This window comes from Pseudobutyrivibrio sp. UC1225, assembly GCF_900115215.1.
In the GTDB taxonomy this organism is placed as follows: domain Bacteria; phylum Bacillota; class Clostridia; order Lachnospirales; family Lachnospiraceae; genus Pseudobutyrivibrio.
In genome coordinates, this window is record NZ_FOVQ01000005.1 from 116,375 (window position 1) to 136,992 (window position 20,618).

Consider the following 20,618-nt stretch of genomic DNA (forward strand, 5'->3'; position numbering starts at 1 on the left):
CAAGATGGAATCTAATAGATATAGGATTATTTTATCAGGTAAAAGTTTTTATAAGGAAATAGAGATATCCCCTGACATTCAGACAATACGTGTTGGAACAGGTATCGAGAATGATGTTCGACTTAACAAAGAATATTTCTTTGAAGAGTTTGAGTTGGTCCTAACTAAAAAGGATAACTGGGCCTTGATTTGCTCAGATAATCTTTATATTAGTCAGGGGGATTCAAGAAAGCTTCTCACAAAAGAGTTTTCTCATGGTGATAATGCATCGATATGCTACCAGAGTTCAGGAATTGAGCTTTTTAATATAGAGCTGTTAATTGATTTTGACTATGAAAAGAAAAAATATGATTTGGCTATCGACTTATCAAATCAGCAGTCTGTATGTATCGGTGGCAGTGGTGATTGTCATGTAAGAATTAATGACGATTATATTGGTAATGACAGCATAATCATTGAAAAGACCAATAAAGGATATGTGGTTACTGACAGAAATACCAAGTATGGTGTACGTGTTGATGGGATTAAAATCAATTCACCAACAGTTTTGTCAGAGAATGATTTTGTATCCTTTGCATCTTTTGGAATGTGCTTAAAGGGAGATTTGCTTTATTGTGATTCTGAAAAGGTTGTTAATCTTAATTCAGTTTCCAGCAAAAAAGTTTCTTTAGATACAAACGAATTAAAGTATCCTAAATTTAACAGAAACCCACGATTTAAATCTGTTCTTCCAGAGGATGAGATTGAGATTCTTGATCCACCTGAGGCACCTCAGAAGCCAGAAGGAAACATTGTTCTTCAGCTTCTTCCAGCCATTCTAATGCTTGCTGTAACAGTAGTGTTGCGTGGCCTTATGGGAAATGGTGGCGGAGCATATGTATGGATTAGTGCTATTTCAATGACTATTGGTATTGTCACATCTGTAATCGGAATTATAAATGCCCGAAAAAAATATAAGACTGATACAGAAGAGCGATTAGCCAGCTACACTGAATACATTGAGAATAAAAAGGTCTACATCGAAGAGTGCAGATGTAATGAAGCAAAAATGCTCAATGATACCTATTACTCAATCGAAAAAGAGAAAGCTTTTGTAAGGGATTTTTCTGATTCGTTGTTCGACAGAACTACAAAGGATGAAGACTATTTAGTAGTTCGTTTGGGAAATGGTAACAAGGAGGCTGTTCAGAAATTAAGCATCAAAAAGAAGGAAGAATTAAACTGCACTGATGAGCTTCTGAAGGTTCCTACAGAGCTTCAGGCACAGTACAGGGATGTTCATAATGTTCCTATTACACTCGACCTAAAAAAGAACAATGCAGTTGGTGTAATTGGTAGCAGAGCCGACCTTAACACCTTCATCAAAACACTTACAACTGACCTGGCAGTAAGACAGTATTACACAGATACCAAACTTTTCTATGTTTTGGATGAAGAGGATGTTGAGGACTTTAAGTGGCTTAGATTTTTACCTCATGTAAAGAATGAACAGCTTAACATGAGAAACATAGTATATGACTCAGATAGCAGAAGTATTCTTTTCGACTTTTTATATAAGGAGTTATCAAGCAGGGAGGCGTCTGAGCAGACACATCCAAATTACGTAATCATGGTATATAGAGATAATGGAATTAAGAATCACCCTATCTCAAAATACATAGAGTACGCAAATATGGTTGGTGTTTCATTTATCTTCTTTGAGGAACATAAGGAGCTTCTTCCAAGCGGATGTAACAGTGTGGTTCAGCTTGAAGGCACACGCGGTATTGTTACTGATACAGAAGATAAAAACAATGTTGCTCGTTTTGAGTACGAGGTTGTCAATACAGGCGATGCAGCATTTATTTCAAATAAGCTTGCTCCAGTGTACTGTGAGGAGGTAAGCCTTGAAGGTTCACTTACAAAGAATATTACACTTTTCGAGCTTATGAATATCCTTAATGTTGAGGATATCAATTTAACAAAGAATTGGGATGAATCCCAGGTATATAAATCCATGGCAGCACCTCTTGGTGTGAAGTCAAAGAGTCAGGTGGTAAGCCTCGACTTAAATGAAAAGCAGCATGGTCCTCATGGTCTTGTTGCGGGAACAACAGGTTCTGGTAAATCAGAAATCCTGCAGTCATACATCCTTTCAATGGCTACACTTTTCCATCCATATGATGTTGGATTTGTAATCATCGATTTCAAGGGTGGTGGTATGGTAAATCAGTTTAAAAAACTTCCACATTTGATTGGTGCTATTACAAATATTGATGGTCGAGAGATTGACAGATCTCTTTCATCAATTAAGGCCGAGCTTAGAAAGAGACAGGCACTATTTGCAGAGCACGATGTAAACCACATTGATGCTTACATCAAGCTTTTTAAGAAGGGTGAGGCAAAGATTCCGCTTCCACATCTTATTCTTATAGTTGATGAGTTCGCGGAGCTTAAAATGGATCAGCCAGAGTTTATGAAGGAGCTTATTTCTGCGGCTCGTATTGGTCGAAGCCTCGGTGTTCATCTTATTCTTGCGACACAGAAGCCAAGCGGTGTAGTTGATGCACAGATTTGGTCAAACTCAAAGTTTAAGCTTTGTTTGAAGGTTCAGAATAAAGAGGATAGTAATGAAGTATTAAAGACTCCTGTTGCGGCCGAAATCAAAGAGCCTGGTCGTGCTTACTTACAGGTTGGTAATAACGAGATATTCGAATTATTCCAGTCTGCCTACAGTGGAGCACCTGCCACATTTGATGCAAGTGCACAGCAGAAGCCATTTACAGTATATTCGTTGGATTTGGCGGGCAAGCATACTCCTGTATACACACGCCAAAAGAGCAAGTCTAATGATGAGGCTGAGACACAGCTTGATGCAATTACAAATTACATTGCAGAATACTGTGAGGAAAACAATATTAACCGACTTCCTGGAATATGCCTTCCACCATTGGAAGAAACTATCGTATATACGGATTCAGATAAGTCTCATAGTAATATCGATGTTGTTGTAGACCTTGGTATTTATGATGACCCAGATAATCAGTATCAGGGAGTTGCCCAGCTTAATATTTCAACTGGCAACACAATCATTATTGGTTCATCTCAGTATGGCAAGACAAATCTTTTACAGATGATTATAAGAGCCATAGCTACAAATTACAGACCATCTGAGGTCAATATGTACATTTTGGATTTCGCATCCATGGCACTTAATGTATTTGCGGATTTGAATCATGTAGGTGGCGTAATATCAGCAGCTGATGATGAAAAGCTTAAAAACTTTATCAGAATGATTCGTAAGGAAATGGCACGAAGAAAAGAAGTTTTTGCAGCCATGGGTATTACATCATTCTCTTCATACAAAGAGGCGGGAAATACAGACATTCCTCAGATTATCATCATGGTTGATAACTTCCTTGCACTTAAGGAGCTCTATGGTGAATATGAAGATGACATTATCAATATTTGCCGTGAGGGTGTAGCTTTAGGAATTAGTCTTATTTTTACATCCATCCAGACTTCTGGAATTAGTTACAAGTACATGAGCAATTTTGCTAATAGAATTTGCCTTTACTGTAACCAGAGTGATGAGTACAGCACTGTATTTGACAGATGTCGTATGTCACCTAAAAACGTTCCTGGTCGATGCTTATATTCTATTGATAAGACAATATATGAGCTCCAGACTTACCTTGCTTTTGAAGGAGAGAAGGAAATCGACAGAGTCCAGAAGATTAAAGAATTTATTACAGTTAGCAACTGCAATAATCCTAATGAAAGAGCAGTTAGAATTCCAGAGGTTCCTAATGTTCTTAATACAGAGTATGTTAAGGAAAATTACTTTGGTAACGGAAATTATATCCTTCCTGTTGGTATTGATTATGACAGCGTTGATTTTGTGGAGCTGGATCTTCTTAATACATACACAATGGGTATTACCGGACGAAAGGGTTATGGAAAGGCATCTCTTGCAAGGTACATTGTAAATTACCTCCAGAGAAATATCTTCAACTTTGAGTCGAAGGTATATGTAATTGATGGATTTGAGCAGAAGCTTAAGAACCTTTCTTCGATGGGAGTAGTTGAAAAATATACAGTTGATTTAAATGACTTCGAACTAATCCTTGAAGAAATCGAAGCAGAGCTCATAAGAAGAATGGATATGGTTAAGACATTGGGATTCGATGCTATTAATAATGAGCCACTTCTTATGGTTATGGTTCACAACAAAGAGATATTTGCCACTGATGGAATAAGCAAAGCGGCAGTTGAGACATATAAGCGAATCGTTAAGACATACAAAAACATGAAGTTGTTATTTGTATTCTCAGATGTAGAAAATGCATCAGGTGGATTTGGCGCTTCAGAAATGCTTAAGCAGACAAAGGAATTCAACATGATGATAGCAATGGAAGATATTGGTGCTATTAAGAATACTGATATTCCAACTGGAGCTGCAAGACAGTTTAAGAAACCTATTGAGACCGGCGATGCATATGTCATTAAGGGGCAGGATATTTCAAAAATTAAAGTTGTTTATGATGGAGAATAATTATGGCAGAAAAAGGCACAAAAGCATGGGGGAATGATAATTCAGAAGGAAACCTCGAGTATCTTGATTCAAAAGCCTTTGGTGCAGCGATTGAAAAGTTTTCTAAAGGGGTCACCACCTACAACGATATAATCGAAGGAATCAAAACTACAACTAGTACTCTTCTGGAAAACTGGAAAGGTGAAGGCCGAACTCAGTTTGAAAAAGATTACAATGTTATTTTTCTTCAATTGAAGGATATAGGTGATATCTTATACGACCTGAGAGATGCATTAATATCAGCCCAGGCAGAATATGAAACTACAGATGATACATACGCAAAATCATTAACTTATAAATAAGACTACGAGGAGACAAAATGGGATTATCAGAATTATATGCTCAGCTCTCTCATCTCAATTCTAGAAAAAGAGAACTAGAATACGCTATTGGGATAAACAAAAAAAGGTTATCTGAAATAGAGGCGATAAAAAAGAATTTAATATCATTTGTCAGTAGAAACTATACTGATGTTAACAGTTCAGCAGATGGAATCGACAGAACATTTCATGATGGTCTGGATGGTCCAGAGACAGTATACAAAATTCTTTTTACTAACAAGAGCTTATATGAGCAGGATAGTGCAGGTGACAGTAACTTATCTTCATGTGTGACAAATCTTACTACAGAAATAAAAAACACTACTGATAAGTTAGAACAGTTGAGACGTGAACTGGATAGTGTAAACTCATCTATTCGCACTACAGAAGCTGCAATAGCGGCAGAAAAAAGAAGGCTTGAAGAGGAAGCCAGAAGACAAAGGGAAGCTGAATTAGCGGCAGCTTCAAAAAGGGGTTAATAATGTCAGCATTAATAATTAATTACTCGGAATTAGCACACACTGAAAAACACGCCAGATCTGTGGTAGACAAAATAGATAACTACATTTCTGGTCTGACAAAGACAGGTACTAAATGTGGTTCTGTTACCGGAGGAAGTTCTTCAGCACTTACATCAGCTCAATACTATATTGATGCAAAGGTTGCTGTGCTAAACAAAAAAAAGGAAAGATACAACGATTACGCTAATCAGATTCATACATTCTCGGAAAATGCAAAGAGAATAGACAAGGAAGTAAAGACAGCCATAGTAAATGAACAGAAAAGCTTTCTTTCAGCACACGAAAATTTAAAGATAAATTCTGTCAAGGCAGCCTTTATCAATTTCCTAACAAGTATGAAGAATTTTTGCCCTGTATTTGATTTTATTGGAACCATGTTCCAAAAGGTCTTTGATAAAATCAAATCCATTCAAGAGGCAATACAGGAATGGTATTACTTACAGGGTGGTCGTGAAAAGCTAGCATTCTGGGGAGCTATAGCAGGTGCAATAGCGTTGATTCTCCTGGCAATAGCAGCATGGCCAGCAGAGATTGGAATAATTGCTATAGCAGGATTTATTGGTGCAGTTATAGCCGCCATAAATGGAATAGTTAATGTTATAACGTCCTATAAGGCATGGAAATCGGCAGAATCTGGTGATCCGTTATGGGCTAAGCGATATGGCAAGATGGATAAATTGAGTGATGTATTTAGAAGCAGAAATCATCATAATAAGTATCTTAATTTAATCTCGGATTGTGGTGCTGATTTAATCGATACAGTTGAATTTGTGTGTGATGCCATCGACATAGTTGGCACAATTAAGAATTTTGACTTCAAGGCAAATATTGAATGTATCCAGAGAGCCTTCAACAAAGAACATGGCTTATTAAAGTATATGTCAGTTACTAAGTGGAAGAGAGTAAAAACTGCAAACGGATTGGAATTAATACGCGATATTGATAAAGAAACTCATATTGCAAAAACAGAAATAACACTTAATTCATTCCTTCACGGAGCACGACAGGTACTAAGAAATGAAAAAGTTTATGATGATGCCAGCTCATTCACATGTGAAGCTCGTAGACTGGCTGGCTGGTATGATTCAAACGGACAAATCGGCCTTCGTACACTTTTATGTAAGAACTTTAAAGAAAATCTAGTATATGACTGGAAGTCATTAAAATATACAGTTAGCGGTGGATATAAGTTAAAGATTTGCGAATTTACTAATGACGTAAAGAGCTTCAAACATATTAATGACACAATATCAAGCGTCAAGAAGTTTACAAGCAGTGGAGATTTAATTAAGAATTCCAAAACATTAGGAAAAGGCATTAACACTGTCAAGAATACATATGAAACTATTGAAAAAATCTCTGTTGGCAAATACAAATTCAAGGAGACTATTATTAGTAATTTCCAGGAGGCAATTGGTTTCGATGGTTTAAAGAAACCAGCTGATAAGGTTGTAAAACTAAAGGGAAAAGCTGAAAAAATAATTAAAAATAGTGTAGCTTACGATTTATGTTTTGACTAAAGCGACACCAGTTATTAGAGGAAAAAGATGAATAAATATTATATTAATCAAAAAAACAAAAAATATTACCAGAAGATTTTTATAAAGAATTTCCCGGATTACAAATGGAAGACAGTAGTAGCAGATATATTCTTTTTACTTGCGATTATCGCCTTTTTAGCATTGCCTGTTATGTATATAGTTCTTACAGATTCGTTTGAAGTGGAAGTGTTAATAGAATTTCTTGGCGGTTCAGTAATTTTTGGATTAATTCCTTTCTTAATCGGATTGTTAATCAAGGACAAGACATTTAAGGATTTACTATGGAACACTGTGAATATTGACTACGAAAGCATTGAAATTACAGAAGACAGCATTATTCATACCTGGCATAGAAAAGGAGACCAGGCTGAGTCAATGCTTGAATACAATATTCACCATGATTATATCGAATCAGTGCATTTAGATAAGGCTTCTAAAATGCTAACAATAGTAGGTTCAGCTACTATCACACCATATGAGAATTATGCAGCCAAGCAGGTTAACAGCCAGTATCCAGCTTACTCAACATCATACAAAAATATAGAGCAGTTTTTCATTGCAGTAGATGATACCAAAAGTGAAGCTGAAATCATGAAGTTAATCAAAGCAGTAGCCGAGGAGAGATATTCTGAAACCTAAGAAGCTTTACAGGTTTATCCTTAGGATATTTAAGAGGTTTACAAAAATGCTTTTGAGAAAGAGAGGTTTTATATATGTCAAAAGCAGATTTTAATGAATACATGATTCAGGCCAAGTCATTACTTGGTGCTGAGAAGTATGAGGAGGCTTTAACTTATTTAGATAAAGCTGAGAAAGAAGAGAACATGGATGAAGAGCTTTACCTTACAAGAGGTATTGTTCTTGCCAACTTAAGCCGTTTTGACGAAGCAAAAGCTGAATTTGAAAAGGTACTTAAGCTAAAGAAAGATAATGGTTTGGCATTGTTCCATATGGGCAATATCGAGATCCTTATAGGCAACAGAGCACAGGGTATTGAATACTTTAATAATGCAATTGCTTATGGTTTTGATGATGCACAGGTATATTACAGCCTTGGTCTTATGCATGAGGAAGATGGAAATGATGAGCTTGCATTAAGAAATTATTCAAAAGCCATCTTAAAAGACCCAACAAGAGCTGATATAAGAATTAGAAAAGTTAGAACTCTTGTTAATAACAAGATGGAAAAGGAAGCCTTGTTCGCATTGGATGAGCTGATTTTATCTAATCCAGATGCTTTTGAAGGTTATCATATGAAATATTTACTTTTGGTTGACCAGAAGAAATATGATGATGCTGCAAAGGTAATTGAAGAAGCAATGACTCTTTTCCCTAAGGATACAGAGTTTGCTTTGGATAAGGCTTCACTTATGGTTGCCAAGGGAGATCTTGACGCTGCTTTGGCTTACATTGATCAGATAAAAGAAGAGATGGAAACTACTCCAGAGATACTTCACGGTATGGAGATGCAGAAGTCTCGTATCTATTCAGCTAAGGAAGATATGGGAAAGGTTGTTGAGCATCTTGAAAGTGCAAGACAAATCGCTTTAGAGAATAATGTTAATGATTTTGAGGAATCATATCTTCTTATGAACTGCTACGTTAGCCAGAAAGCATATGAGAAGGCAATCGAAGCAGCCAAGCATTTAAAAGAAGCTGAAGGACAGGATTATTATTCTTTAGCAGCACATTATTATGAGCCTTACGCTCTCAAGCAGATGGGAAAAACAGAAGGTGTTGACCAGATGTTTAATGATGCAATTGACTATTACAGAAGCGTAACATTGGAGAATCCATCAAACGTTGACGCATATGCATTTAGAATAATGTGTTTAAGAGAAATTAATAAATTTGATAAGGCACTTGAGTTAACTGACTATCTTGTCACAGTAGCTGACCAGTTGCCAGAAACACATGCACTTCGCGCTGCAATCCTTAATGATTTAGGAAGAACAAAGGAAGCAGAAGAAGAGAACAACAAATACCTTAGTATACAGGCTAACTTATAAAAGTAGTGGAGGGCAAAATGCTTTATATTGACAATGAAGCAATTCAAACTGCAAAAGACCAATATTACCAACATGAACTAGATATGGATGAATTAAAAGTCGATTTAGAAACAGCTATTACTGAGCTGCGAAAGTCGTGGAAGTCTGATGCAGGCGATAAGTTTTTTGAGAAATTTGACGATCAGTGGGTTAAGAATATGTCAGATTATATTGTAGTACTTCAACATATGCAGACTAATCTTAATACTGCAAAAACAAAATATCAGGATATTTACGATGAAGCTGGTCGATTAAATTTATAAATTATTATTTTTTATTTTTAGGAGGAACAAAAAATGGGACAGATTAGAATCACACCAGAAGAATTAAGAGAGGCTGCTAACTTCTTACAGCAGAAGCAGGAGGCTATCAACAGCGAGGTTAGCGAGTTAAAGTCAAAGGTTGACGAAGTTACAGGAAACTGGGAAGGTGCTGCACAGAACCAGTTCGTAGAGTCATTCTTAAGCGATATGTATCCAATGTTACACGAGACAATGCCACAGATTATCGAAGGAATAGCTTCACAGATGAACGGTGCAGCTGATGCAATCGAGCAGGCTGACCAGGAAGTTGCTAACGCTTTCAAGGGCTAATATTTCCAGAGAAAGAGATTTTAAATGACTAATTATACTATCAATAGCAAAATATATATTCCACTTACCAAAGGACAATCCTTTATAAAGATCCTCTACAGAGGTGTCTTTGTCATGTACACACTAATCGTTCTATTCCAGACCTGGATTGAAGGATTTAGCTGGTACAGATGTCTTACACTTGTTATGGCTTATTGCATTGTAAAAAGTCTTTTTGCAAGATTTTCAGAAGGATATCAGCATACTTTGGCAGAGATGACTATTTCAGACAAGCTAATAGTAATAGACTATATTAATACTGCTTATAAAGGTGAACAGGCTTCCGTTAAGGTTGAAATTCCTGTTGACGGTGTTTCAGTTGTTGAATATAGTGAAGAACTTAGCGCATTGAGATTTGTTGGAAACATTCAAAAAAGTATCCCTGCTCAAAAGAGTCAGGAATCAGTGAATGACTGGGTTGTTTACATTCAGGAAGGTATTTCTGATATTATCAATTCAGTTGAAGAGATTACCTCTCTCAAGATAAATAAAGTGGATGATGAAATTGATTAGTAAGCTCTGTTATTTAGAGATAAAATCTAAGGGAACCTCTCGACGATGAAGAGGTTCCCATTTTTTTACATGGTTATAAACTTATAATCATTCAATCCATTTTATTTTACATTTGACCAAATCTTGTATTCTACGTTAGGATTTACACCCTTCTTCTCGAATAACTCGCTAACAGTTACGAAGGTGTAACCCTGATTCTTAAGACCTTCGATAATCTGTGGAAGTGCATCTACAGTCTGGCTGTTGCCCTGGAAATCGTGAATGAGAATAATATCTCCATCCTTAGCTGAGCTAAGAACTGAGTTTACTCTCTGAGAAGCTGATGTGCTTGACTCCCAGTCGTTGTGCATGCTTCCCTGAATGAAAGGAAGGTCAATATTCTGATACATTGTGTTGTTTACAGCAATGTATGGAGGTCTGAAAAATTTAACATCTACGCCTACAGTGTTCTTGATAGCTGATGCTGTCCAGTCAATCTGATTTTTGATCTGGGAAGCATTCATTCTTGTCATGTCCTCGTGTGTGTATGAGTGGCATGCAAGCTCGCAGCCCATGTTTACCTGACGCTGCATGATAGCTCTTGTGTTTGAGTTAACATTCTGGCCAATAAGGAAGAATGTAGCTTTAACACCATACTTTTCAAGAACATCAAGAACCTGACTTGTAGTGCTGGAAGGACCATCATCAAATGTAAGTGCAATAAGCTTCTGGTTTGTTGTGTTTGTATTCTGATTGTTTCCTGTATTAGAAGAGCTGCTGTTTCCAGTTCCTGCTGCAGCACCTGCGCCGGCACCAGCTCCTGCTCCACCAATTGCAAGATAATCAAGATAAGCATCCCACTGACCATCATCAGCAGTAACCACAAGCTCTACAGTCTGATTACCAGTACCGTGGCTTACATTCTTGATTGTGTACTCTGCTGGGTAGTTATCTCCATAATAGAAAGTACCCTTGTTCTGGCCACCAATCTTCAAATCAACGCGAGCCATCTTGTTATTGTTAGAGCATCCGCGAAGTGTGAAATCGTGTGTGCCTGAAGCAAAGTACTGTGTATATTTAACTGCGTCATTATTAGCATAGAGGGCTACTCCGTTGAAAGGAGAAGAGATGTTGCCAGTGTACTGGCCACTCTTTGTCATGTTTTCGCACTGAACTACAGTTGCGCCAGAAGAAGCTCCTGTATTACCAGAGTTTCCAGAACCACCCTGGTTGCCAGTGTTGCCGCCCTGGTTACCACCCTGATTGCCAGTGTTTCCACCTTGGTTACCGCCCTGGTTGCCAGAACTGCTAGAAGAACCACCGATTGTCATGTTGTTCTTATAAACGCTGGCAGAACCGCTACTCTGATATCCTTCGATATTCAATGCAGCTTCGTAAAGCTTACCGCATCTCATACCCATGTTTTCCCAAGCCTTAAAGTGCTCTGATACGCTAATTGTACCGCTGGTTCTCTTAGAGGTACGAACGCTAAAGTACTGTTTAAATGTAGTGTCACCCTGAATAGAAGGTGCGTTGTATCTAGTTGTTTCATAGACATCATATGTGCCGCCATCTACCTGGATCTGACCCTTTGGTGTTCCTCCTGGTGGACGCCATGTTCCCCAACTGTCTACGATGTAATACTCAACAAGCGGGTCTACAGTCCAGCCATAGACACAAAGATAAGAATTACCGTTAGGTCTGTAATCACAGCCGTAATCAAAGGTAATATTTCCTATTTGCTGATAAGTCTGTGTACTATCGAATTTTTTACCCTTTCGGAAAAGAGCATTGTTAATGTTGCTCCATGAACAATCGAACGTTCCCCCAGCGTTCAAAGTCATGCTAGTGTTTCCCGAATCTTTCCATAACTCATAGTCATACCCATCCTGGGTACCTGTCTTATTGTTGTAGATTGTGTCAGCTGCATGAACTGTCATAGATGGAACTACCATCGCAGCTGTCATAACAATCGCCAACAACGCCGCTGTTAATTTGTTTTTCACTAATTACCTCCTCACTTTTTCATATACATCGTTCGTTTATAACCATGTAATTATTTTAAGTGTAGAATATGCCACAAAAACGGGACAAATTATACTTAAATACCCGAAAGATTATATAAATGTTTCAGAAAAATTACAAGGATATTACACAAAAATAAATTAATTTAGAAAAAGCTAAAGAAAAATGAGATTTTTTTAGACGAAATTAAATCACATTTATACTTTAACTCACTAAAGCGTTATGGTAAAATGTATGCATTAGTCGAGCGATTATGTCGAACGGAATGATATTGAGGAGGACTACTATGAAAAAGAAAATTATTTCAATGCTTATGATTATGACCATGGCAGCAGCATGCTTCGCTGGATGTGGCGGCAAGAAAGCAGAAGATAATGGCGCAGGTGCTGACACAGCTGCTGATGGAAAGGTATATAAGGTTGGTATTATTCAGTATGTTGATGATGCATCTCTTAATCAGATTGTAGACAATCTTGAGAAGGAGCTTGATGCTATCGCAGAGGAGAAGGGTGTTACCTTTAATTACAAGGATTACTACTACAATGGTCAGGCTGATTCCACAACTATCAACCAGATTGTTACAGAGCTTATCAATGATGAGGTAGATGTACTTGTTCCAATCGCAACACCTACAGCGATGATTTGCCAGTCTGCTACAGAGGACAATCAGATTCCAGTTGTATTTGCAGCAGTATCTGATCCAGAGGGCGCAGGTCTTGTGGCTTCAAACGATGCACCAGGTGCCAACATCACAGGTACATCAGATGCTCTTAATACAGAAGCTATTCTTGATTTAATGCTCGAGCAGGATAGAGATTTACAGAAGGTTGGTCTTCTTTACGACAAGTCACAGGATTCTTCAACAGCTCCAATTAAGGCTGCTAAGGCATACCTTGAGAATGCAGGTATCGAGGTTGTTGAGAAGACTGGTACAACAAACGATGAGGTTATGCTGGCAGCAGATGCCCTTTGTGCAGATAAGGTTGGAGCAGTATTCACACCAACTGACAACACCATCATGACAGCTGAGCTTGCTATCTATGAGAAGTTCATCGATGCTGGAATTCCTCACTATTGTGGTGCTGATTCCTTTGCGCTCAATGGAGCTTACCTTGGATATGGTGTAAACTATGCAACACTTGGTTCTGAGACTGCAAAGATGGTTGCAGAGATTTTAGTGGATGGCAAGGAGCCAGCTACACTTGCTGTTAAGACTCTTGATAATGGTACAGCTACTGTTAACACAGAGACTGCTGCAGCACTTGATTTGGATTACGAAAAGCTTCGCGATATGTGCGATGGCTTCGTTGAAATCCAGACATCAAAGGAGTTCAAATAAATAATTAGGGGTTTAATGTAATGTCAGGTATTTTTACAATTTCGATTTTTCAGAGTGCTTTAGAACTAGGGTGTATTTATGCCCTAGTTGCTTTAGCACTTTTTATTTCTTTTACAATTCTTAACATCGCAGATTTGACCACAGATGGATGCTTTACATTAGGTTGTGCAGTAGGTGCTGTGGTTACTCTCGTAGGTCATCCATTCCTTGCACTTATAGCAGCAATGATATCTGGTGCTATGGCAGGTTTTATCACTGCATTCCTTCAGACAAGACTTGGTGTGGAATCAATCTTAGCAGGTATTATCGTAAATACGGCTCTGTATACTATTAATATTGCCGTCATGGGATTCTCATCTCTTATTAATCTGTTCGGTTGTGATACTATTTTCTCACTTGGAAAAGATGGATTCGTAAATACGATATTTGGAGACTGGTACAAGGTTGTGACAGTAGCTCTTATTGTGGCTGTTATTGCATTGGCACTCTGGTGGTTCCTTGGAACTACACTTGGTATGTCTATTCGTGCTACAGGTGATAATGCGGAGATGGTAAAATCATCATCTATCAATCCTACCTTTACAATCACTGTAGGTCTTTGTCTTGCCAATTCACTTACTGGTCTTTCAGGCTGTCTCATTGCCCAGTATCAGAAGTCGGCAGATATCAATATCGGTACGGGTATGGTTACAATTGCGCTGGCTTCACTTATCATCGGCCAGACTCTTATTGGCAATAAGGGAAGTACAATCAGAAGAATCTTGGGAACTATTCTTGGCTCCGTTCTTTATAGATTTATCGTGGCAATCGCTCTTAGAATGAGTGTGCCAGCAGAGGCTTTAAAGCTTGTTTCTGCAATAATAGTTGCAGTTGCAATCGCAATGCCTTATGTTAGAAAGAAGGCAGCCCTCAAAAAGAGAGAGTTTGCTAACTATAGAGGTAACAGGGAGGTGAAGGACAATGCTTAAAATCGACAACATCTCAAAGACCTTCAATCCCGGCACCGTCAATGAAAAGGCGGCACTTACCAATCTTTCTTTAGATTTAAAGGATGGAGATTTTGCTACTATCGTTGGTTCAAACGGAGCAGGCAAATCTACCATGTTCAATGCCATTGCAGGTACCTTCATTGTTGATGAGGGAAATATTTATCTTGATGGGGAGGACATCACCTTTAAGAAGGAGCATGTTCGAAGCAAGGTTATAGGTCATCTTTTCCAGGATCCATTAAAGGGCACTGCGCCAAACATGACCATAGAGGAAAATATGGCATTGGCTTACTTACGTGCAAGCCATGCTTCAAGCCAGTATTTCTCACGAATCAGCGGCAAGGATAAAGCAAAGTTCAGAGAGCAGCTTTCACTTCTTGGTATGGGCCTTGAAGATAGAATGAAGCAGCCAGTTGGATTATTATCTGGTGGTCAGCGTCAGGCTCTTACACTTTTGATGGCTACATTTGTTACACCTAAGCTTTTGCTTTTGGATGAGCATACAGCAGCCCTTGATCCAGCCACAGCTGAAAAGGTGCTTGAGCTTACAAAGAATATTGTGGCAGAGCGTGGCATTATCTGTCTTATGGTTACCCACAATATGCATCAGGCACTTGACGTAGGAAACAGAACCCTTATGATGAATGCTGGACGAATTGTTTTCGATACTTCAGGCGAAGAGAGAGCGGGACTTACCGTAAATGATCTGCTTGAGAAGTTTAAGGTAGGCGCTGGAGAAGAATTAGATAATGACAGAGTACTTTTGTCGTAGTTTTTTGGGCAATTTAGCACTTTAATTCGATAAAGTATTGGTATACAATGTTAAAAGTTATTTCATACGAAAAATATTAGAACAATGAGGTTTTGATTATTATGAAGAAGGTAGTAAAATTTGGCGGTAGCTCACTTGCGGACGCCGGCCAGTTTAAGAAGGTTGGCGATATCATCCGCGCTGATGAGAATCGTGTGTTTGTAGTTCCATCTGCACCAGGTAAGCGTAACAGCAAGGACACAAAGGTTACAGACATGCTTATCGGTACCTATGAGGCTGCTAAGGCAGGCAAGGATGTTAAGGAGAATCTTAAAGCTATCAAGGCTCGTTACGACGAGATTATCACAGGTCTTGAGTTAAATGATTTCTCACTTGATGAAGACTTCAAGGAAATTGCAGCTCAGATTAAAGAGGATTTATCACTTGATTATCTTGCAAGCCGTGGTGAGTATCTCAACGGAAAGATTATGGCTAAGTACTTAGGCTATGATTTCATCGATGCAAAGGACGTTATCTTCTTCAATGAAGAGGGAATGCTCAATTCCTACAAGACAGAAAAGACAATGGCTAAGGCTCTCGAGGAGCATCCACGTGCAGTTATCCCAGGCTTCTATGGTTGTGGCAAAGACGGAAAGGTAAAGACCTTCTCACGTGGTGGTTCTGATGTGACTGGTTCTATCGTGGCAGGTGCTGCAAAGGTTGATGTTTACGAGAACTGGACAGACGTTTCAGGCTTCTTGATTTGCGATCCACGTATCGTTAAGAATCCAGTAGGAATGCAGACAATCACATACCGTGAGCTTCGCGAGCTTTCATACATGGGCGCAGGTGTTCTTCACGAGGATGCTATTTTCCCAGTTCGTTCAGCAGGTATTCCTATCAATATTAAAAATACAAACAAGCCAGAGGATGATGGTACTTGGATTGTAGAGTCTACAGCTCAGAGAAATGAATACGTTATCACAGGTATCGCTGGTAAGAAGGGCTTCTGTACAGTACTTATCACAAAGTCACTTATGAACTCAGAGGTTGGTTTCTGCCGAAGAGCACTTCAGGCTTTCGAGGACAACGGAATCAGCATCGAGCACATGCCTTCAGGTATCGACACAATGACAGTTGTTGTTCACGAGGATGAGTTCATTAACAAGGAGCAGGCAGTAGTTTCTGCTATCCACCGTAACTGCTCACCAGATTCTATCGAGATTGAATCAGACCTTGCACTTATCGCAGTTGTAGGTCGTGGTATGAAGAGTACACGTGGTACTGCAGGTCGTATCTTCTCAGCCCTCAGCCATGCACATGTAAATGTACGCATGATTGATCAGGGTTCTTCCGAGTTGAATATTATCATCGGAGTTCAGAATGAAGATTTCGAGGCTGCTGTGAAAGCAATCTATGATATCTTTGTACTTACAAAACTTTAAATAAAAATGTTAGCTCTAGTCCTAGACTAGAGCTAATTTTATGTTATACTATTCTAAGTTTAACGGAGGGTAATGTATGAGTCTCATCATTAAAAATGGCAGGGTGCTAAACCCACCTACAAATACAGACGAAATATTGGATATTAAGATAGACGGGAACATTATCTCAGCTGTTGAGGCTGAGATTGTTCCCGTCTCTTTTGATGAAGTAATTGATGCAGCAGGCTGCTACGTTATGCCAGGCTTCATCGATATGCATGTCCACTTCAGAGATCCGGGACAGACTGCAAAGGAAGATATCGAGACTGGCTCAAAGGCGGCAGCGAGAGGCGGAGTCACCACAGTTCTTGCTATGCCAAACACCAAGCCTGTTGTGGATAATCCAGAGCTTGTGAAATATGTTCACGATAAGGGGGCACAGGTAGGACTTACACGAGTGCTTCAGGTAGGTTCTGTTACAAAGGGCATGGAAGGAAAAGAGCTTTCTGATTTACAGGGAATGATTGATGTGGGAATTCCTGCTATTTCAGAGGATGGCAAATCTGTTATGGACTCAGGTCTTTACAGAGAGGCAATGAAGTTCGTTGCCACAGCTGGCGTCCCAGTGCTTGCTCACTGCGAGGATATCAATCTGGTGCAGGGTGGCGTTATGAACATGGGTGCCAAATCTGATGCCATGGGTGAGAAGGGTATCAGCAATGCTGTGGAAAACATCATCGAAGCCCGCGACATAATGTTGGCAGAGGAGACTGGTGCCACACTTCATTTGTGTCACTGTTCCACAAAGGAGAGCTACCAGATTTTAAAAGAGGCAAAGGAAGCTGGTATCAAGGTGTCAGGCGAGGTTTGCCCACATCATTTCACACTTACCGAGGATGACATTGTGCCAGGAGATGGCAATTACAAAATGAATCCTCCTGTTCGTACAAAGGAAGATAGAGAATTTCTTAGAAGAGGTTTGGCTGAGGGCGTTTTTGAGGTCATTTCTACAGACCATGCGCCACATACTGCCGAGGAGAAAGCCAAGGGCTTTGCTTCGCCATTTGGTATTGTCGGCCTTGAGACCTCTGCAAGTCTTACATACACAGAGCTTGTTTTATCAGGCCTGATTACACCACTTACAATGGCAGCTTATATGAGCAGCAATCCAGCTCGTATCTTGGGTCGCGACGATTTAGGAAACCTCGCACCAGGAAAGGCAGCCGATATCACAATTTTTGACCCTACAATTTCATATGAGATTCATGCCGCTGATTTTGTTGGTAAATCTAAAAATATGCCTTACGAAGGCCGCAAGGTTCAGGGTAAGGTTGTTAAAACAATATATGGAGGAAGAGTAGTTTATTATGATTCAGAAGCTAATTAATCAAATCCAGGAAAAGAATGCGCCAATCGTTGTGGGACTTGATCCTACAATGAAATTAATGCCAAAGAGCTTAGTTGATAAATACATCAACGAGTACGGCCAGACCTTGGAAGCAGTGGGAGAAGCCATGTTTGACTACAACCGTCAGATTATGGATGCCTGCGCAGATTTAATTCCAGCAGTAAAGCCACAGATTGCCATGTACGAAAGCTACGGCATTCCTGGCATGATTGCATATAAGAAGACAGTTGATTACGCTAAGGAGCTTGGTCTTATCGTTATCGCTGACATCAAGCGTGGTGACATCGGTTCAACATCTACGGCCTATGCTCTTGGTCATCTTGGCTCAGTTCAGGTTGGCGATTACAAGTATCAGGGCTTCGATGCAGATATGGCTACTGTAAATCCTTACCTTGGCTCAGACGGTGTAAAGCCTTTCGTAGATGTTTGCAAGGAAGAGGACAAGGGTATTTTCGTACTTTGCAAGACTTCTAATCCATCATCAGGCGAGTTCCAGGACAGACTCATCGATGGCAGACCTCTCTACGAGCACATGGCTGAGAAGATTGAGGACTGGGGAATGGAGACAAGAGAAGGCTACTACTCAAATGTAGGTGCAGTTGTTGGCGCCACATATCCAGAGCAGGGCGCAAAGCTTCGTAAGCTCATGCCTCACGCATACATCCTCGTTCCTGGCTACGGTGCACAGGGCGGAAGAGGAAAAGACCTTGTACACTTCTTCAATGAAGATGGTCTTGGTGCTATCGTAAATTCCAGCCGTGGAATCATTGCAGCATATCAGCAGGAGAAGTATGCATCATTCGGAGAGGCAAACTTTGCAGGTGCCAGCCGTGCAGCAGTTGAAGATATGCTTGAAGACATCAGAGGAGCTTTGAAGTAATGAAGATAAAAGAAAAAGCAGTAGTATTATGGCAGGAGAAACTGGCCGAAGGCGTTTACAGCCTCACACTTGAAACAAGCATTGTTGACCATGCAATTCCGGGCCAGTTTATCAGCATTTTTTCAAATGATGGCAGCAAGCTGTTGCCACGTCCAATCAGCATCTGCGAAATCAACAAGGATTACGGCACACTTCGTGTGGTTTACCGTGTTGTTGGTGCAGGAACAGAGGAATTCTCTCAGCTGAAAATGGGGGACAAGATAGAGGTTATGGGACCTCTCGGAAATGGCTTCCCGCTTGAGGGGAGAAATGCAATTGTCGTTGGCGGCGGTATCGGTGTACCCCCAATGCTTGAGCTTGCAAAGCAGCTACCAGGCACAGTCACAGCTGTTATGGGTTATCGCAACAATGATCTGTTTCTTACCGAGGAATTTGAAAAGGTAGTGGCAAATCTTTTCATTGCCACAGATGACGGCTCAGTAGGAATCCGCGGCACAGTTGTTGATGCCATGAGAGAAAACGATTTGGTGGCAGATGTAATCTATGCCTGCGGTCCAAAGCCAATGCTTCGCGCAGTGGCAGATTTTGCTTTAGAGAATCAGATTAAGTGCTACGTTTCTATGGAAGAGCGCATGGCATGTGGAGTCGGCGCATGCCTTGGTTGCGTTTGCAAGTCTAAGGAAGTGGACGACCATAGTCATGTTAATAATAAGAGGGTTTGTAAGGACGGCCCAGTATTCTTGTCAACGGAGGTGGTACTATAATGAACACTAAAGTTACCATTGCAGGAGTTGAGTTTCAGAATCCTATTATGGAGGCCTCAGGCACCTTCGGTTCAGGCATGGAGTACTCCGAATTTGTTGATTTAAATAAGCTTGGAGCAGTCGTTACAAAGGGTGTGGCAAATGTGCCATGGCCAGGCAATCCAACACCTCGTATCACTGAGGTTCGCTCAGGAATGCTTAATGCAATCGGTTTGCAGAACCCTGGTGTAGAGGTTTTCTGCGAGAGAGATTTAAAATTTCTTGAACAATATAAAAACACAAAAGTAGTGGTTAATGTTTGCGGTCATTCCGCCGAAGAATATATTGAAGTGGTAGAAAGATTAGCAGATGAGTCAAGGGTAGATATGTTGGAAATCAACATCTCTTGTCCTAACGTAAAAGAGGGCGGAATCGCCTTTGGACAGGACCCTAAAGCAGTTGAAGAAATCACTCGTCTTGTTAAGTCTCGTGCCAAGCAGCCAATCGTCATGAAGCTTTCGCCAAACGTTACCGACATTAAGGTTATGGCAAAGGCCGCAGAGGCTGGTGGTGCAGATGCCATTTCACTTATCAATACTCTTACAGGAATGAAAATCGATGTAGAACGTCAGAACTTTGTTCTCGCGAATAAGACCGGTGGCATGTCAGGTCCGGCAGTTCATCCAATTGCAGTTAGAATGGTTTACGAATGTGCAAACGCAGTATCAATTCCAATCATCGGAATGGGTGGAATCACTACATGGGAAGATGCAGTAGAAATGATGCTGGCAGGTGCCACAGCTGTCTCTGTAGGCACAGCAAATTTCTTCAACCCAACAGCTACACTGGATATCTTGTCAGGCATTGAAGACTACATGGTTCGCAAGAATATAGAAGACATCAATTCAATCATAGGTATTGTTAAGTAGGGA

General features: G+C 39.9%; 18 protein-coding genes. 17 read left to right on the top strand and 1 reads right to left on the bottom strand.

All coding sequences use genetic code 11. The features are described 5' to 3' along the window. Positions 1 to 4 precede the first annotated feature (4 nt). From essC to BMZ41_RS08310, 9 genes are all read left to right on the top strand, one after another. Positions 5 to 4,534, top strand: coding sequence for a type VII secretion protein EssC (gene essC / locus BMZ41_RS08270; protein ID WP_242942030.1), 4,530 nt, complete (start codon positions 5 to 7; stop codon positions 4,532 to 4,534). Between the two features lie 2 nt (positions 4,535 to 4,536). Next, positions 4,537 to 4,875, top strand: coding sequence for a WXG100 family type VII secretion target (locus BMZ41_RS08275; protein WP_090169541.1), 339 nt, complete (start codon positions 4,537 to 4,539; stop codon positions 4,873 to 4,875). 17 nt (positions 4,876 to 4,892) lie between these two features. Continuing rightward, entirely contained in the window at positions 4,893 to 5,372 is a 480-nt protein-coding gene (locus BMZ41_RS08280) for a hypothetical protein (protein ID WP_090528544.1), read from the top strand. Positions 5,373 to 5,374: 2 nt separating this feature from the next. After that, on the top strand, positions 5,375 to 6,934 hold the full coding sequence (locus BMZ41_RS08285) for a hypothetical protein (protein ID WP_090169544.1): 1,560 nt from the start codon (positions 5,375 to 5,377) through the stop codon (positions 6,932 to 6,934). Positions 6,935 to 6,961: 27 nt separating this feature from the next. Further along, positions 6,962 to 7,594: a hypothetical protein gene (locus BMZ41_RS08290; RefSeq protein ID WP_090169546.1), complete on the top strand. Its 633-nt coding sequence runs from the start codon at positions 6,962 to 6,964 to the stop codon at positions 7,592 to 7,594. 74 nt (positions 7,595 to 7,668) lie between these two features. Further along, positions 7,669 to 8,964 (top strand): tetratricopeptide repeat protein, encoded by a 1,296-nt coding sequence (locus BMZ41_RS08295; RefSeq protein ID WP_090169548.1) that lies wholly within the window; start codon positions 7,669 to 7,671, stop codon positions 8,962 to 8,964. A 17-nt stretch (positions 8,965 to 8,981) separates the two neighbouring features. Then, positions 8,982 to 9,266, top strand: a complete 285-nt coding sequence (locus BMZ41_RS08300) for a WXG100 family type VII secretion target (protein WP_090169550.1) — start codon at positions 8,982 to 8,984, stop codon at positions 9,264 to 9,266. A 33-nt stretch (positions 9,267 to 9,299) separates the two neighbouring features. Then, positions 9,300 to 9,596 (top strand): WXG100 family type VII secretion target, encoded by a 297-nt coding sequence (locus BMZ41_RS08305; RefSeq protein ID WP_090528547.1) that lies wholly within the window; start codon positions 9,300 to 9,302, stop codon positions 9,594 to 9,596. Positions 9,597 to 9,620: 24 nt separating this feature from the next. Then, a complete protein-coding gene (locus BMZ41_RS08310) occupies positions 9,621 to 10,148 on the top strand; it encodes a hypothetical protein (RefSeq protein WP_090528549.1) in 528 nt (175 codons plus the stop codon). Positions 10,149 to 10,249: 101 nt separating this feature from the next. Here BMZ41_RS08310 and BMZ41_RS08315 read toward each other — a convergent pair whose 3' ends face one another. Further along, a complete protein-coding gene (locus BMZ41_RS08315; protein WP_090528551.1) occupies positions 10,250 to 12,133 on the bottom strand; it encodes a glycoside hydrolase family 11 protein in 1,884 nt (627 codons plus the stop codon). A gap of 305 nt (positions 12,134 to 12,438) precedes the next feature. On the opposite strand from BMZ41_RS08315, the gene BMZ41_RS08320 reads away from it, so the two are divergent. The 8 genes from BMZ41_RS08320 (at position 12,439) to BMZ41_RS08355 (ending at position 20,615) form a co-directional block, all read left to right on the top strand. Further along, positions 12,439 to 13,491 carry an ABC transporter substrate-binding protein gene (locus tag BMZ41_RS08320; RefSeq protein ID WP_090169560.1) on the top strand — a complete coding sequence of 351 codons (1,053 nt, stop codon included), beginning with the start codon at positions 12,439 to 12,441 and terminating at the stop codon, positions 13,489 to 13,491. Positions 13,492 to 13,511: 20 nt separating this feature from the next. Then, complete coding sequence (locus tag BMZ41_RS08325) at positions 13,512 to 14,459, top strand: ABC transporter permease (RefSeq protein ID WP_090528557.1); 948 nt, start codon at positions 13,512 to 13,514, stop codon at positions 14,457 to 14,459. Further along, the gene (locus tag BMZ41_RS08330) at positions 14,452 to 15,252 is read left to right on the top strand and encodes an ABC transporter ATP-binding protein (RefSeq protein WP_090528561.1); all 801 of its coding nucleotides are present in this window, start codon (positions 14,452 to 14,454) and stop codon (positions 15,250 to 15,252) included. The genes BMZ41_RS08325 and BMZ41_RS08330 overlap by 8 nt, the downstream gene beginning before the upstream one ends. A gap of 101 nt (positions 15,253 to 15,353) precedes the next feature. Beyond that, positions 15,354 to 16,676 carry an aspartate kinase gene (locus BMZ41_RS08335; RefSeq protein WP_090528564.1) on the top strand — a complete coding sequence of 441 codons (1,323 nt, stop codon included), beginning with the start codon at positions 15,354 to 15,356 and terminating at the stop codon, positions 16,674 to 16,676. A 76-nt stretch (positions 16,677 to 16,752) separates the two neighbouring features. Continuing rightward, positions 16,753 to 18,042 carry a dihydroorotase gene (locus BMZ41_RS08340; RefSeq protein ID WP_090528567.1) on the top strand — a complete coding sequence of 430 codons (1,290 nt, stop codon included), beginning with the start codon at positions 16,753 to 16,755 and terminating at the stop codon, positions 18,040 to 18,042. Further along, positions 18,023 to 18,943, top strand: coding sequence for an orotidine-5'-phosphate decarboxylase (pyrF, locus tag BMZ41_RS08345; RefSeq protein WP_090169572.1), 921 nt, complete (start codon positions 18,023 to 18,025; stop codon positions 18,941 to 18,943). The genes BMZ41_RS08340 and pyrF overlap by 20 nt, the downstream gene beginning before the upstream one ends. After that, positions 18,943 to 19,707 carry a dihydroorotate dehydrogenase electron transfer subunit gene (locus BMZ41_RS08350; protein WP_090528570.1) on the top strand — a complete coding sequence of 255 codons (765 nt, stop codon included), beginning with the start codon at positions 18,943 to 18,945 and terminating at the stop codon, positions 19,705 to 19,707. Before pyrF ends, BMZ41_RS08350 begins: the two co-directional genes overlap by 1 nt. Continuing rightward, positions 19,707 to 20,615 carry a dihydroorotate dehydrogenase gene (locus BMZ41_RS08355; RefSeq protein WP_176754539.1) on the top strand — a complete coding sequence of 303 codons (909 nt, stop codon included), beginning with the start codon at positions 19,707 to 19,709 and terminating at the stop codon, positions 20,613 to 20,615. Before BMZ41_RS08350 ends, BMZ41_RS08355 begins: the two co-directional genes overlap by 1 nt. Positions 20,616 to 20,618 lie beyond the last annotated feature (3 nt).

Coding starts and splice junctions, on each gene's coding strand:
- BMZ41_RS08300 (WP_090169550.1), top strand. CDS start 8,982: ATGCTTTATATTGACAATGAAGCAATTCAAACTGCAAAAGACCAATAT.
- BMZ41_RS08295 (WP_090169548.1), top strand. CDS start 7,669: ATGTCAAAAGCAGATTTTAATGAATACATGATTCAGGCCAAGTCATTA.
- BMZ41_RS08340 (WP_090528567.1), top strand. CDS start 16,753: ATGAGTCTCATCATTAAAAATGGCAGGGTGCTAAACCCACCTACAAAT.
- BMZ41_RS08290 (WP_090169546.1), top strand. CDS start 6,962: ATGAATAAATATTATATTAATCAAAAAAACAAAAAATATTACCAGAAG.
- BMZ41_RS08355 (WP_176754539.1), top strand. CDS start 19,707: ATGAACACTAAAGTTACCATTGCAGGAGTTGAGTTTCAGAATCCTATT.
- BMZ41_RS08285 (WP_090169544.1), top strand. CDS start 5,375: ATGTCAGCATTAATAATTAATTACTCGGAATTAGCACACACTGAAAAA.
- BMZ41_RS08325 (WP_090528557.1), top strand. CDS start 13,512: ATGTCAGGTATTTTTACAATTTCGATTTTTCAGAGTGCTTTAGAACTA.
- essC (WP_242942030.1), top strand. CDS start 5: ATGGAATCTAATAGATATAGGATTATTTTATCAGGTAAAAGTTTTTAT.
- BMZ41_RS08350 (WP_090528570.1), top strand. CDS start 18,943: ATGAAGATAAAAGAAAAAGCAGTAGTATTATGGCAGGAGAAACTGGCC.
- BMZ41_RS08280 (WP_090528544.1), top strand. CDS start 4,893: ATGGGATTATCAGAATTATATGCTCAGCTCTCTCATCTCAATTCTAGA.
- BMZ41_RS08305 (WP_090528547.1), top strand. CDS start 9,300: ATGGGACAGATTAGAATCACACCAGAAGAATTAAGAGAGGCTGCTAAC.
- BMZ41_RS08335 (WP_090528564.1), top strand. CDS start 15,354: ATGAAGAAGGTAGTAAAATTTGGCGGTAGCTCACTTGCGGACGCCGGC.
- BMZ41_RS08310 (WP_090528549.1), top strand. CDS start 9,621: ATGACTAATTATACTATCAATAGCAAAATATATATTCCACTTACCAAA.
- BMZ41_RS08330 (WP_090528561.1), top strand. CDS start 14,452: ATGCTTAAAATCGACAACATCTCAAAGACCTTCAATCCCGGCACCGTC.
- pyrF (WP_090169572.1), top strand. CDS start 18,023: ATGATTCAGAAGCTAATTAATCAAATCCAGGAAAAGAATGCGCCAATC.
- BMZ41_RS08320 (WP_090169560.1), top strand. CDS start 12,439: ATGAAAAAGAAAATTATTTCAATGCTTATGATTATGACCATGGCAGCA.
- BMZ41_RS08275 (WP_090169541.1), top strand. CDS start 4,537: ATGGCAGAAAAAGGCACAAAAGCATGGGGGAATGATAATTCAGAAGGA.